The sequence below is a fragment of the Deinococcus sp. genome (assembly GCF_025362455.1).
Classification (GTDB): domain Bacteria; phylum Deinococcota; class Deinococci; order Deinococcales; family Deinococcaceae; genus Deinococcus.
On record NZ_JANYGJ010000087.1, the window covers coordinates 1 to 13,167 of the forward strand.

12 protein-coding genes are annotated in these 13,167 nt (G+C 66.5%); 7 read left to right on the forward strand and 5 right to left on the reverse strand.

What is annotated here, in order from left to right; translation table 11 throughout:
- Positions 1-672: fasciclin domain-containing protein (locus tag Q0R23_RS06110; protein WP_293911489.1), on the forward strand; the 672-nt coding region annotated here is incomplete at its 5' end.
- A 187-nt stretch (positions 673-859) separates the two neighbouring features.
- On the opposite strand, the gene Q0R23_RS06115 is transcribed toward Q0R23_RS06110, so the two are convergent.
- Positions 860-1,105, reverse strand: a complete 246-nt coding sequence (locus Q0R23_RS06115; RefSeq protein ID WP_293911490.1) for a hypothetical protein — start codon at positions 1,103-1,105, stop codon at positions 860-862.
- Between the two features lie 247 nt (positions 1,106-1,352).
- A complete protein-coding gene (locus Q0R23_RS06120) occupies positions 1,353-1,856 on the reverse strand; it encodes a hypothetical protein (protein WP_293911491.1) in 504 nt (167 codons plus the stop codon).
- 146 nt (positions 1,857-2,002) lie between these two features.
- Between Q0R23_RS06120 and Q0R23_RS06125 the strand changes: the two genes are divergently transcribed.
- The 4 genes from Q0R23_RS06125 to ppgK all read left to right on the forward strand — a co-directional run bounded on the left by Q0R23_RS06125 (position 2,003) and on the right by ppgK (position 6,800).
- A complete protein-coding gene (locus Q0R23_RS06125; RefSeq protein WP_293911492.1) occupies positions 2,003-2,680 on the forward strand; it encodes a MazG family protein in 678 nt (225 codons plus the stop codon).
- A gap of 10 nt (positions 2,681-2,690) precedes the next feature.
- Positions 2,691-3,272 carry a CoA pyrophosphatase gene (locus Q0R23_RS06130; protein ID WP_293911494.1) on the forward strand — a complete coding sequence of 194 codons (582 nt, stop codon included), beginning with the start codon at positions 2,691-2,693 and terminating at the stop codon, positions 3,270-3,272.
- Positions 3,273-3,643: 371 nt separating this feature from the next.
- Positions 3,644-5,884, forward strand: coding sequence for an ATP-dependent Clp protease ATP-binding subunit (locus Q0R23_RS06135; RefSeq protein ID WP_293911496.1), 2,241 nt, complete (start codon positions 3,644-3,646; stop codon positions 5,882-5,884).
- 166 nt (positions 5,885-6,050) lie between these two features.
- On the forward strand, positions 6,051-6,800 hold the full coding sequence (gene ppgK / locus Q0R23_RS06140; protein WP_293911497.1) for a polyphosphate--glucose phosphotransferase: 750 nt from the start codon (positions 6,051-6,053) through the stop codon (positions 6,798-6,800).
- Between the two features lie 88 nt (positions 6,801-6,888).
- Here the strand turns inward: ppgK and Q0R23_RS06145 are convergent, their stop codons facing one another.
- On the reverse strand, positions 6,889-7,191 hold the full coding sequence (locus Q0R23_RS06145) for a hypothetical protein (protein ID WP_293911498.1): 303 nt from the start codon (positions 7,189-7,191) through the stop codon (positions 6,889-6,891).
- 161 nt (positions 7,192-7,352) lie between these two features.
- Here Q0R23_RS06145 and Q0R23_RS06150 point away from each other — a divergent pair, with 161 nt between their 5' ends.
- Complete coding sequence (locus Q0R23_RS06150) at positions 7,353-7,775, forward strand: SCP2 sterol-binding domain-containing protein (RefSeq protein ID WP_293911499.1); 423 nt, start codon at positions 7,353-7,355, stop codon at positions 7,773-7,775.
- A gap of 16 nt (positions 7,776-7,791) precedes the next feature.
- Here Q0R23_RS06150 and Q0R23_RS06155 read toward each other — a convergent pair whose 3' ends face one another.
- The gene (locus Q0R23_RS06155) at positions 7,792-10,158 is read right to left on the reverse strand and encodes an isopeptide-forming domain-containing fimbrial protein (protein ID WP_293911500.1); all 2,367 of its coding nucleotides are present in this window, start codon (positions 10,156-10,158) and stop codon (positions 7,792-7,794) included.
- 135 nt (positions 10,159-10,293) lie between these two features.
- Complete coding sequence (locus Q0R23_RS06160; RefSeq protein ID WP_293911501.1) at positions 10,294-12,063, reverse strand: hypothetical protein; 1,770 nt, start codon at positions 12,061-12,063, stop codon at positions 10,294-10,296.
- A gap of 97 nt (positions 12,064-12,160) precedes the next feature.
- Between Q0R23_RS06160 and Q0R23_RS06165 the strand changes: the two genes are divergently transcribed.
- Complete coding sequence (locus Q0R23_RS06165; RefSeq protein WP_293911502.1) at positions 12,161-12,796, forward strand: hypothetical protein; 636 nt, start codon at positions 12,161-12,163, stop codon at positions 12,794-12,796.
- Positions 12,797-13,167 lie beyond the last annotated feature (371 nt).

A 13,167-nucleotide genomic window follows, 5' to 3' on the forward strand; every position in this document is an offset into this window, starting at 1 on the left:
CTGACCAGCGCCGAGGGCCAGGACCTGAGCATCACGGCGGACGGCGGCGCCAAGATCGACGACGCCATGATTACCGCCACCGACATCAAGGCCAGCAACGGCGTGATTCACGTGATCGACAGCGTGCTGATCCCCGGCGACGTGACTCTGCCGGAGCCGGACGCCATGACGCAGGAAGCTGCCCCTGCCGACGCCACCACCGCCACCGTCACCACCGACTCGACGGGCGCGGTCACCGGCACCACCGCCGCCGCCACCCAGACCATCACCCAGATCGCCTCGGCGGACCCCCAGTTCAGCACCCTGGTCTCGCTGCTGGTCAAGGCGGGCCTGGCCGAGACGCTGAGCGGCGGCACCTTCACGGTGTTCGCGCCCACCAACGCCGCCTTCGCCAAGCTCAGCAAGGAAACCCTGGACAGCATTTCGGGCAACCCAGACAAGCTGCGCGAGGTGCTGACCTACCACGTCGTCGCGGGTAACGTCGCTATTTCGGCGGCGGCGACGTCCAGCAACCTCAACACCCTGACCACCGACAAGCTGCCCTTGCAGGTCCGCAATGAGGGCGGCACCTACAAGATCGGCGAGGCCAGCGTCATCAAGGCCGACATCGCCGCCACCAACGGCGTCGTTCACGTGATCGACAGCGTGCTGATTCCGCCCAACCTGAAGTAAGGTTTCAGCTTATCGACGTGCAGCGGCCACTCCAGTTGGGGTGGCCGCCGTTTTGCCTGGCGCTAGAGCAGATGTCATAAAAAGACCTTTTTTATGACCGAGCGGAGCGAGTAGTTTTAACTGAGCAAGGCGCAGAATGGAGGCGCGCTAAGGCTGTTTTCCCCGCGCCTCCATTCTGCGTCCTGCTCTAATCCTGACTGTGGCGCCGCCAGGAGTCCCAGGCGGTGCAGGCCGCCCACAGGCAGGCGGCGAGGGCGACGCACAGCACCATCACGCCGGGCGGCAGTCTGATTGCCAGCAGCAGCGGGGCGCTCACGGCGACCAGGCCGATCAGCCGGGGCAGACGCTTGCGCAGGCTGATCCGGACGCAGTGGCGCAGGTACACCGTTCGGCTCGCCGTCACCTTGCGGTGGTCGAGTCTGTCGTCGAGCACGGCAGCCACCTCCCAGATATGGACAACACAGATATGGACAACACAGAAGTGGGAAACACAGAAGTGGGAAACACAGACATGCAGAACACTGGCGTTAGGGGCGTGAGCTGGCACATCGGTCAGGATGGTAGAGGCGGGCGGTCAGGGCGTTGTGGCCTGGGTTGCCTGGCTTACGGGTTGCGTGGCTTACGGACTGGCTGGCTTATGAATGGGCTGGCTTGTGAATGGTCTGGCTTCCACCCGGCGCTCAGGGCAGTTGACCGGCCACCTTGTCGAACATGTAGTTGAAGGTCTCGTCCTTGTGGCTGTAAGCCTCGAACAGATTGAACTTCTGGCTGACGGTCAGGTCCGGCTGGCCCGCCGCCTTGAGGGTCCACTGGGCGCCCACGCTGGCCCAGGGCACCAGGGCGCCGGGCGCTAGAAGCACCGGAATGAGTTTGATGGCGCCCGGCGTATTGGCGTCGCCGGTGATCTGGGCGCCCGGATAGCGGCGCTTCAGGGCATTGACCGAATCGTGGGCGATGGCGGCCACCATAGCGACCTGCTGGTCTTTGGAAATCAGGTTGACGTTGCCCTGAATGACGCCGGGCATCACCACGAACACGGCGTTCTGGAGGCGAGCGCGGTTCAGTGCGGTGGCAGCCGCGTCGGTGCCCTGGGCCAGCACGTTCTGGGCCAGCACGTTCTGGGCCAGCAGAGGGGCCGCGCCCAGGCTGGCGGCGATCAGTAAGACAGGAAGGCGGTTGATCATACCTCACTGTGCCCCAAGATGCCTGACGGAAGATGACCCAGGCGTGAGCGAGCCGCAGAGGGTATTCATACTCACGATTCGTTCATGCGGGGCCGCGTTCCGCACCTTATTCAATGCCAACTGGCCCCGCCCGGTAGCATGAGTCCATGAACGAGCTGCTGAGCACCCTGCGCCGCCTGCGTGCCCCCGACGGTTGCCCCTGGGATAAAGTCCAGACCCACGCCTCGCTGCGCCCCTACCTGCTCGAAGAGGCCGCCGAGGCCGCCGACGCCATCTCGGCGGGCGACCTGAGCGAGCTGTGCGGCGAACTGGGCGACGTGCTGTTTCAGGTGGCGTTTCACAGCGTCATCGCCGAGGAGGCCGGGGAATTCGGCTACGCGGATGTCGAGCGGGGCGTGGTCGAGAAGCTGATCCGGCGCCACCCGCACGTGTTCGGGGACACCCAGGTGTCGGGTGTGAATGAAGTTCTGAGCAACTGGCAGAGCATCAAGGCGGCGGAGCGTGGCGGGCGCCCCCGCAGCGCCGCCGAGCAGGTGCCGCGTGCCCTGGGCGCCCTGGCGCGGGAAGGCCAGGCGCAATCATTACTGGAGCGCACACGGCTGGAGCGCCCAACCCAGACCCCGCCCGACCAGACTCAGCCAGCCCCCCTCCAGCCGGTCACCGAGGCCGAGATCGCCCGGCAACTGGCCGCTGTGGTCGCCCTGGCCCGCCAGCACGGCATCGACGCCGAGGTGGCCCTGCGAGCCCACACCGACGCCACCTTGCGGCAACTGGACGCTGCACAGACAGACGCTGCACAGACAAAGGACGCCAGCCAGCCGTGAGCCGCGCCCCGTGACCGACCCCTGGGCCGCTAACCCCTGTGCCACTGACCCCTGGGCCGAGTGGCAACGGACCCGGCAGCGCCGCACGCTGGAGTTGCCCGGCCACCGCCGCGCCGCCGTGCTGGTGGGCCTGAGCCTGGAGCGTGACCCCCGCCTGCTGCTGACCCTGCGCAGCGACGAACTGCCGACCCACAAAGGCCAGATCAGTTTTCCCGGCGGCAGCCTGAAAGGCGGCGAAACCCCGGCTCAGGCCGCCGTGCGCGAAGCCTGGGAGGAAGTCGGGCTCTCGCCAGAGCGAATACAGGTTCTGGGCGAACTCGATGATGTCTGGACCCCGGCGGGATTTCACGTCACCCCGGTTCAGGCCCGGCTGGACGCGGCGGTAAAGCTGCGTCTCAGTCAGGAAGTCTCGGCTATTTTGCTGCCGCGCCTCAGTGAGCTGCGCCTCGCCGAACAGTTGCCGCCAGAACAGCCGCGCACCGGCCCGGACGGCCAGACTGCTTTGACCTACCGGTACGTCTGGCAGGGCCACGAGATCTGGGGCATGACCGCCCGCGTGCTGTGGGGCGTGCTGGCCAGCGGCGTGAGCTGACAAAGGCAGTTTCGTTCAGGCGTTCGGAGATCAGAGAAGTGAGGGTCGGCCAGGCCGGTGAAGACGGAGCAGAACGTGATATCGAGTGCGGCCTTTTGCAGAGTGGGGCCTTAAACTGCCTTCAGTGCCCCACATCTGTGCCCCACATCTGTGCCCTGTATCTGTGCCCCAGGCAGCGCACCAGGCGACTCCTCCCTCGGAGGGGTTTGCCCGCAAGGCCCGGTGCCTTCACCTATACTCACCAGCAAGGCTACTCACCAGCAAGGCCCGCCGCACACTGACTCAGCAGACCAATACCCAGCCCGACCTCTCCAGCCGCTACTTTGCCGAGCACCAACAGCCTGCCAACCACGCCGACGCCGAGGGATGCCATGAACCGATACGATGACCGAGCCCGACTGGTTTTCCACTACGCCCGTGAGGAAGGCAACCGCCTGGGTCACGCCATGGTCGGCCCGGAGCACCTGCTGCTGGGCCTGATGCGCGAGGGCGGCACCGCCGCCGTGATCCTGGGCGAGTTCGACGCCACCCTGGACGGTCTGCGCCGCCGGGTCGAGGAGATCATCGGGCGCGGCGAGGGCAACCGGCTCAACGACGCGCCGAGCATCACGCCGCGCGCCCGCCGGGTCATGGAACTGGCCAGCGCCGAGGCCAGGTCGCTGGGCGCCCAGGTGACGTCCACCGAGCACATCCTGCTGGGCATCATCCGCGAGGGCGACGGCGTGGCGTTCCGCATTTTGCAGGAACTCACCAAGGACGTGGACACCATCCGCTGGCGCATTCTGGCCCAGGGCGACGCGGGCAACGCCGCCAAGGCCGCCAAGCCGGTCGCCACGCCGTTCTTAGATGAGTATGGCCGCGACCTGACCAAGCAGGCCAAGGAGGGCAAGCTCGACCCCGTGATTGGCCGCGCCGAGGAGATTCGCCGCGTGACCCAGATCCTGTCGCGCCGCACCAAGAACAACCCGGTGCTGATCGGCGACCCCGGCGTGGGCAAGACCGCCATCGTGGAGGGGCTGGCGCTGGCCATCTTTGAGAAGCGCACGCCGCCCAGCCTGCACAACGTCCGGCTGGTCAGCCTGGACCTCAGCGGCGTGGTGGCGGGCACCAAGTACCGGGGCGAGTTCGAGGAGCGGCTGCGCCAGATTATCGAGGAGCTGCGCAACGCCAAGGTCATGGCCTTTATCGACGAGTTGCACACCCTGGTCGGCGCGGGCGGCGCGGAAGGTACGCTGGACGCGGCCAACATCCTCAAGCCTGCCCTGTCACGCGGCGAGATCCAGGTGATCGGCGCCACCACCACGGGCGAGTACCACCGTTACATCGAGAAGGACGCGGCCCTGGAGCGGCGTTTTCAGCCGGTGATCGTGCTGGAGCCCAGCCCCGCCGAGACCATCCAGATTCTGCGCGGCCTGCGCAGCCGCTACGAGGAGCACCACGGCGTCCAGATTCCCGACGCCGCCATCGAACTGGCCGTCCGCATCGGGGACCGCAGCCTGCCGGGCCGCAACTTCCCCGACAAGGCCATCGACCTGATCGACGAGGCCGCCAGCCGGGTCCGGCTGAACATGAGCCTGGGCATCCAGGTGGCTGAAAACGAGATGGGCGAGCCGATGGTCTCGCGTGAGGACATGGAGAGCGTCATCAACTCGATGGGCGGCATTTACTCCGAGGAAACCGCTGCCCAGCTCGCCGACCTGGATGACCAGCTCGACACCCAGGTCTACGGCCAGCCCGAAGCCATCAAGGCCCTCAGTAACGCCCTGCGCCGCGCCCGTGTGGGCCTGGGCGGACGAACCCGCGTGGCGGCCAGCTTCCTGTTCGTGGGGCCGAGCGGCGTCGGTAAGACCCACCTGGCCAAAGCCCTGGCCCGCACCTTATTCGGCTCCGAACGTGCCCTGATCCGGGTCGACATGTCCGAGTTCCAGGAAGCCCACAGTGTCAGCAAGCTGATCGGTTCGCCGCCCGGCTACGTGGGCTACGAGCAGGGTGGCCGCCTGACCGAAGCGGTGCGTAGGCAACCCTTTTCTGTGATTTTGCTCGACGAGATCGAGAAGGCGCACCCGGACATCTACAACACCTTCCTCCAGGTGCTCGACGATGGCCGCCTGACCGACGGCATGGGCCGCGCCGTGGACTTCCGGCGCACCATCCTGATCATGACCAGCAACACCGGCTTCAACGTCAGCCCCACGGCGGGCTTTAGCCCGGTGACGCCGGACAACAACTCGCCGCTGCGCCAGATTTTCACGCCGGAGTTCCTCGACCGCCTCGATGAAGTCATTCGTTTCCGTCCGCTGGGCGAGGACGAGCTGGTGCGCGTCTCGCAGCAGCTCCTGACCGACATGCAGGAGGAGCTGGCCAGCCGCGAGATGAGCGTGACCTTCGAGCCGGGCGTGGCGGCCTGGCTGGTCAGCAAGCTCAAGGCCCGCAGCCCCAAGCACGCGGTGGGCAGCAGCCGCCAGCTCCGCACCCTGGTCCGCGAGGAACTAGAAGACCCGCTGGCCATCGAGCTGCTCTCCCACAGCGCCGAGGAAATCCGGGTGGGCGTGGGCACCGAACACCTGACCTTCGAACGCGGGAAAGTCGAGCAGCCGCAGATTCTGGCGTAAAGCGAAATCTCTTAAAAAAGCGTCCAGTGCGAGTTGCGCTGGGCGCTTTGCGTGTGGGGTCGAATTCGTGCCCGGTCCAGACAGCAACCTGGACAGCACTGCCGCGCCGCCCGTATGTTTGGGCCGCGCCGCCCCACGGCCCGATCCCTGATAGCCTGTGCCCATCATGAGCATCATTCTCGGCATCGACATCGGCGGCAGCGGCATCAAGGGCGCTCCGGTCAACACCAAAACCGGCACACTCACGGCGGAGCGCGTCCGCATTCCCACGCCCGAAGGCGCCAGAGCGCAGGATGTGGCCGAGGTGGTGGCCGAGCTGGTCAGGCACTTCAAGCACGAAGGCTCTGTCGGCGTGACCTTTCCCGGCGTGGTGCAGCACGGCGTGACCCTCAGCGCGGCCAACGTCGATAAAGGCTGGATCGGGCTCGACGCCGACGCGCTGTTTACCCGCGCCACCGGCCAGGACGTCAAACTGCTCAACGACGCCGACGCCGCCGGGCTGGCCGAGGCCCGCTTCGGGGCCGGTAAGGGCGAGCGCGGCGTGGCCCTGCTGCTGACCTTCGGCACCGGCATCGGCAGCGCCCTGATCTCCGGCGGCGTGCTCATTCCCAATACCGAACTCGGCCACCTGACCCTGGAAGTCGGCGGCAACGCGGTGGAGGCCGAAAGCTGGGCCTCAGACCGCGTGCGCGAAACCCAGGATCTGGGCTGGAAGGTCTGGGCCAAACGCGCCAGCAAATACCTGCAACACGTCGAGATGCTGTTTTCACCCGACCTGTTGATTATCGGCGGCGGCATCAGCAAAAAAGCCGAGAAATGGCAGCCGCTGATCGAGGTCAAAACCAAATTGGTGCCCGCCGCCCTGCAAAACGAGGCCGGGATCGTGGGCGCCGCGCTGTACGCCAGCGAGCAGTAGAACAAAGCGTTCTTACTGGCGCCTGTCCGGCGGCATGAAAAAGCGGGCCGCCTCCACAGGGGAAGCGGCCCGACTCGGTTGGTGCTGCTTAGCCTTTGAGGGCGGCAGCGAGGGTCTTGAGGCCGTCTTTGTCGGCGTCCGGGGCAGCAGCGGCCAGCTTCTCGGTCTCGGCACCCAGGCCAGGCAGAATGCCCGCCGCGCCAGCCAGGTCGCCACTTTCCAGGGCGGACTTGAGCTTGGCGAGGTGGCTGACCAGGGTCTCGGCGCCGGGCACGCCGTTCAGGGCTTTATGCCAGCTCGTGACGTTGCTCACGGCGGTGCTCGCGTCGATCTTGGTGACGCCGCCCGCTGCCGTTGCTGCCTTCAGTGTGCCGCTCAGTTGTTCGTTCATGTAGTACCTCCTGTGAAGTGGTCTTGCTCAGATAGAAGACGCTTTTGGTGGGTGAGCTTGTGTCTGGCTTCGTACAGGTTGCTTGGTGCCGTCTTCATGAGGCGCAGGAGTCTGTAAGCCGACGTGCAGAAGTGGCCGCCAGCTATGCAAGCATGCTTACCATGTCGCCCTCATCCGTCCCCAGCGCCGAACGACTCAAAGTGGTGTTGACAGCGCTCTATACCTCGGCGGGCGATGTGGCGGGCGCCGAGGTGCTCGGCCAGCGCCAACTGGTGCTCAGCTTCGTATTCACCAACCCCGACCTGACCCTGTGCATCGATGGCCGCAGCGCTCCGGTGGTGGTGAGCAGCGAAGGGCCGTTTCCGAGCGCCGACCTGACCTTTCGCCTGGCTGGAGCCAACATCGACAAATTTTGGCGCGGCGAGCTGAACGCCATGGCCGGGGTGGTCAGCGGCGACCTCAAGATCGAGGGCTCGCTGATCACGGCGCTGAGCCTGGCTCCGGCCCTGGGCGGCTTGCAGGCCCGCTACCGGGAGCTGATGGACCGCGAGCTGCTGGACCGGGAGCTGCTGGGCGGCCAATAAAATAAATGGGCGCCGCTCAGTTCACCCGCGCCCGGAAGCACAGCGTGCCAGTCTGACCCGGCAGCAGCGTGCCGTAGACGTAGGAGACCTGCCCGGCGATCAGGCTGGCGGCGTCGCTGTCGGCCACGGCGGTGAAGGCGGTGACGCTGGCCCCCTGGGTGAGCTGGGCGGCCAGGCCGGGGCCGTAGGCGCTGCTCAGGGCCGTCACGGAGGTCGGCAGCGTGTCGCGCACGTTGAAGTTCGGGGCGTCGCCGCCCGTGTTGCCGAAGGTGACGCAGTATTCCAGCGTCTGGCCGGGCAGGGCCGCGACCGAGGTGAGCGCCGCGCCGCCGCCCGTCACGTTGCGCACCGTTTTGCTCAGCGAGATGACGGGCGGTCCCTGAACGACCAGCGCGTCGGAGGCGGTGTTGTTGCCCGCACTGCCGGGCGCCTCCGCCGGGCTGCTCACCGCCGCCTGGTTGGTCTGCGGGCTGCTGGCGCCGCTGGCCACCCGCACCTGGAGGGTCACGGGGTCATAGCTCGCGCCCACCGCCAGTGCGTCGCTGCGCCTGCATTCCAGCGGCGCCAGGGTGCAGGTCCAACCCGTTCCGCCGATGCTCACGGCGCTCAGGCCAGCGGGCAGGCTGTCGCTGAGCGTCACCGGGCCGAAACCGGGCGCGGGTCCGGCGTTGCTGACACTCAGGGTAAAGCTCGCCAGGCCGCCCGCTGCGGCGTTGCCGGTGTGCGTTTTGCTGAGGCGCAGGTCGGGTCCGGCCACCACGATCCGGGCAGGCTGGTCTCCGGCAACCAGCGGGTCGCTGTCGCTGCTGTGGGTCACGGCGGTGCCCAGGGTCTGCTGGTTGAAGCTCACGGTGCCGGTGTTCTCGATCACCGTACCGCCGGGCAGCTCGGCGTTGACGGTGACCTGAAAGCGCACGCGGGTTTCCTCACCCGGCGCCACCAGTCCGCCCGCCGCCGCCGTGGCGCCCGCACCCAGCCGGAACACCACCCGGTTGCCCGCCGCGTCGTATTCGGCCTGATCGTCGCCCGGCTGGTCCGACTTGCCCCCGGCGTTGCTGCCGGTGACGACCAGGCTGCCGGGTTTGTAGCTCACGCCAGCGGGCAGCACGTCGCTGAGCACGAGGTTGGTGGCGCCGTCGTTGCCGCTGTTCCTGACCACCAGTTCGTATTCCAAGGCGTCGCCGGGCAGCAGCGAGCCGCCGTTTATGTCCGTCACCGTCTTGGTCAGGCTGTCTTTGATGTTGGGTTTAAAAATCTCCGTCGCCAGCGTGATGATGCCGGGCAGAATGGTGTCGTTGCCGCCGCCGCCCGCCACCTGGACCACCGCTGAGGTGCTGCCGGGCGGCAGCGGCGTGTTGGGCACGAAGGTGTCGAGGTCAAATCCCAGGGTATCGAGGGCGACGTCCGGGTTCTGTCCAGCCGAGACGGTGAGGCCCTGCGCGGTGATGGTCGAGTTGAAGACGTCGGTGAGCGGGTTGAGGGTATTGAAGACCGGCGAGAGCGCCGAGGCGTCCGGCCCGAAGCGCAGGCTGGCGCCCGCCGCGCTGCCCTCCCTGGTGCCCCGGTCACCGTCGTAGGCGACCACCCCGATCACGCTCCTGACCGTGCCGCTGCTGGGCGTCAGAAAGCCGCTGACGCCGATGTTGACCAGCGGGTTGGCGGTATTGGCTTTCTGGAAGCCGTCGAAGACCGCCAGGTTGCGGGTCGGCAGCGCCGTGTTTCTGAAGGCAATCACCAGCGTCCAGCTCGCCCGGTTGCCCGGCCCGGTGGTCGAGGCGATATTGCCCACCGTGTAGGTGCCGCTGTAGGCCCCCGCTCCGCTGGCCGCCACCGCCGCCCTGACCGTGCCCGTGACCTCCACGAACGACTGGTAGTCGTTGCCGATGGCCGCTACCGTTGTGGCGCTGAGGGCGCTGCTCGCGCCGCCGCCGACGGCCAGGCGCACGTTCGGGCGGGCGGCGCCCGTCGCCAGGTTGGTGGTCACGCCGCTCCAGTACAGCCCGGCGAACAGCACCGTGCTGCCTGCGGGCAGATTCAGGGTCGCCGAGCTGGAGTTGCTGGTGGCCGGGTCCGTGTCGACGTCGAAGGGCACCACGTAGGTGGCGTTGTTGGTGACGTTGCCGCCGCTCTGGGCGCTGGTGCAGGCCGCGATCTGGGCCGAAGTGGGCAGGCTGGCCGGAGCCACGGGCGGCGTGGTCGAGCAGTGGTAGGTCACGTTGCCGATCAGTGTCAGGTCGCCCGACACGGCGGCGTTGCTGTAGCGGGCTGCGAAGGTGGTCTGGGCCGAGGCGAAGCGGCCAGCCAGCACCAGCAGGAATAGCGCCAGCCAACACACCGCCAGCCGGACGACCCAGCCTGAACGCCAACTGACCAGAAGTTGCATGAGGTAACAATAAAGCCTGAGTGGACACAGCGGCCTGACAGTGTTACCTGACAGTGGTGCCAGTTACCGGATGACAGGGCCACAGACGGCGTTGATGACCCCGGCGCTGAACTGAAGGCAAGATGAGCGTCCCGTTCAGAGCAGGCTGGCTTTTCTGAGTTCGTCTTTGAACGAGGGCAGGTTGTTGTGCCTCAGCGCGATGTCGCCGATGACGGCCTGGGCCTGGGCCGCGCCCAGCAGAGCGCTCAGGTGCAGGAGCAGCGCCACGGCGGCCCGGTAATTCTCCCGGCCCCGCGCCGCGATCAGGTCGCGGGCCACCTCCAGATAGATCTCGGCGGCCCTGGCCTGCTGACCCGGCTCGGCGGCGAGCTGCCCAGCCAGCGCGGTCCGGTACGTCACGCTGAGACTGTTGCCGTACTGGCGGTCGAACTGCTCGGCCTCAGCGATGTCGTGCTCGCCGCTCAGCAGCAGCTTCATCATTCCATTGAGCTGATGCGGCGTACCTGTCACCGACTTGAACAGCGCCGCCCAGTCGGCCTGCCAGTCGAAGCTGACGGCCCGCAGGAGCCGCTCCCAGTGGACATCCAGACTGTCACTCAGACCGCGCCGGGCCAGCTCGGCGGCCTCTTTGCGGCGCCCGGTGCTCGCCAGATGCTCGAACAGCCAGTGCGTCTCCGGATGCAGCGCCGTCATCCATTGGCGTTTGGCGACCCGGTTGCTGATGACCTGTTCGAGCAGCTCGCCCGCCTCGTGCGACTGAATCAGCCCGAAGACGGGTTCCAGTGACTGCGACGAGTCGTGCAGGTAGCGGCTCAGGCGCCCCCTTGCCCCAGGGTCGCCGGAGTTCAGGAAATGCTCGGTGATCTGCTCCAGGTCGCCGCTGCTCAGCAGCACGGCCTCGCGCTGAGCCGGGGTCTGCTGATCGGCGGGCACCAGCCGCAGCAGGGCGTGGGCCACCTGGCCCCGCTGATGGTCGCTGCGGGTCTGGTCGCGCAGTTGCTCAAGCAGGCGTGTCAGCGCGGCGCGCTCCGGCACACCGAGGGCGGCGGCAAAGTCGCCGAGCGCCTGAGCCTGGGCCAGCAGATACAGGTTTTCGAGGGCCAGTACGGCTTTCACGGCGTCGGTGCGGGCGGGTTCCACCAGCCGCCCCCCGGTTACCAGGTCCATGATTCCGTCGACGGCGCCCGACAGCAGGTGGTCAAACAGCCCCTCGTCGCTGTCGGCCCAGGTTTCGTAGGCCGTTTCAGCACTGCCGATCATCTGGAGGTAGACCGCGAGCGCCGCCGCCGGGTTGCTGCCTTGCTGGGCGTCAGCCTCCTCCAGCACGGTGTCCAGGGCAGAGGTATCGGGGCCTTCGTCGTCCCACTGGTCGTAGCCGTCGTCGCGGTGGCCGTAGTCGGCCTCGATCTGGGCGAACAGCGCCGGGATGGCGGCCACCTGCGCCGAAGCGCCTGCGGAACTGGAGCGCCCGACGGCATCGACCACCAGCCGGAGTGAGGGCACCAGGGTCAGCAGGGTGCCGATCAGGTCGCGGAGCTGCTCGGTGCTGAGCTGGCCCAGCAGTTCACTGAGTGCGGTGAGCTGCCGGAAGTCGCCCGGCGCCTGAACATAGCGGCTGAGCAGCGCCGCCGTGTGCTTGCAGTGCCCGCCGCTGCCCACGTAGCACGAGCAGTCCGCCCGCGTGACCCGGCCTGCCTGAAGGGTGGCCTGAATCTGGTAGCGTTCCTGGCCCTGCGCCTCGCCCCGGATAACCACGCCGCCCGCCCCAGACTGGGTTGACGCAGACTGAGGTGATACCGGCTCCAGCGTCAGCCCGCTGAGGGTGCGGATGTACGAGCGGCCTTTGTGGAGTTCGGTGGCCCCCGACCAGGCGGCGGCGGCGGCAGTGGTGAGAGATTGGGACATGGCTACAGGATGACACGAGCAAACAGATCACCGCAAAAAGGCGGCGGCCCGAAATTTGCGCTCTGCAACGCCCGCTCGAATGTCATACTCAGCTTCGATGACGTCCAGAGAAGCCCTGATCACTTACATCAAAGACATTCGCAAGGTTCACGGATCGGGCACACCGGAAAACACTTACCTGCCGCTGCTCAAGCCGTTGTTCGAGGGTCTGCTTCCCGAGTACGAGGTCATCACGCACCCCAGCAAGGATCAGCAGGGGCTACCGGATTTTGCGCTGCGCGAGCCGGGCGGCGCCGAAAACATAGCGCTGGGCGAAGCGGAAGCGCTCGACCTGCCGCTGAGTAGCAATGCCCACGGACTCCAACAGGCGCAGGGTTACGCCAAGCAGGCGCCCACCCTGCTGACCAACTTCCATGAATTCGTGGTGCTCGACGGCTCGACCGAGCTGGGCCGCTACACCATCGCGCACGCCGATCTGACCGGACACGACCTCAAACCGGCGGCGCTGGCTGACCGTCACCTGGCCGAGCTGAGCAGCCCGCTGAATGTCTGGGCCAGCGCCAGAGGCACCCTGCGCCGCCCCCTGTGTGGACAATTCTGGGTGATTTTCATTGAAAAAAACACTGTGCCAGAGGTAGGTTTCCCCATCTACCTCTACTTCAACTCCCAGAATTTGAAGCCTATATCAAACTCCCAGAATTTGAAACCTATATCACCAAGCTCTCAAATGTGATACCCTTGACTCACCCCACATTGTCATGCCTTGTGCATGCCAATTATCCTTATCTGATTTGGGGTTGCGCACTCAAACGAGGTATGTTGGGGCGATGAACAAAGCAGATCTCCGCGCCCTGAGCAACGCCGTTTGGCTGCCCGTGTCGGCCTTGAACGCGTTCCGAGCGTACCTAGCTGTCATTCTCTAGTTGAGTTTAGTTGTGTTCCACGGAAAACCTTAATTTGTTTCGTATCTGATTAGCGATGCAGGGGTGGTCGCGGTTCGAGCCGTGGGCGAGTAGACTCAGGCATGACCGGCGACCTGACCCGCGATGACCTGCTGGCGATCATCCGTCGGCAAGCGGAGCAGTTCGAGCGACTGGAAGCCGA

Excerpts from the sequence above, each read along its gene's own strand:
- Q0R23_RS06135 (WP_293911496.1), top strand. The coding sequence starts at position 3,644 with ATGAACCGATACGATGACCGAGCCCGACTGGTTTTCCACTACGCCCGT.
- Q0R23_RS06165 (WP_293911502.1), top strand. The coding sequence starts at position 12,161 with ATGACGTCCAGAGAAGCCCTGATCACTTACATCAAAGACATTCGCAAG.
- Q0R23_RS06145 (WP_293911498.1), bottom strand. The coding sequence starts at position 7,191 with ATGAACGAACAACTGAGCGGCACACTGAAGGCAGCAACGGCAGCGGGC.
- Q0R23_RS06150 (WP_293911499.1), top strand. The coding sequence starts at position 7,353 with ATGTCGCCCTCATCCGTCCCCAGCGCCGAACGACTCAAAGTGGTGTTG.
- Q0R23_RS06160 (WP_293911501.1), bottom strand. The coding sequence starts at position 12,063 with ATGTCCCAATCTCTCACCACTGCCGCCGCCGCCGCCTGGTCGGGGGCC.
- Q0R23_RS06120 (WP_293911491.1), bottom strand. The coding sequence starts at position 1,856 with ATGATCAACCGCCTTCCTGTCTTACTGATCGCCGCCAGCCTGGGCGCG.
- Q0R23_RS06155 (WP_293911500.1), bottom strand. The coding sequence starts at position 10,158 with ATGCAACTTCTGGTCAGTTGGCGTTCAGGCTGGGTCGTCCGGCTGGCG.
- Q0R23_RS06125 (WP_293911492.1), top strand. The coding sequence starts at position 2,003 with ATGAACGAGCTGCTGAGCACCCTGCGCCGCCTGCGTGCCCCCGACGGT.
- ppgK (WP_293911497.1), top strand. The coding sequence starts at position 6,051 with ATGAGCATCATTCTCGGCATCGACATCGGCGGCAGCGGCATCAAGGGC.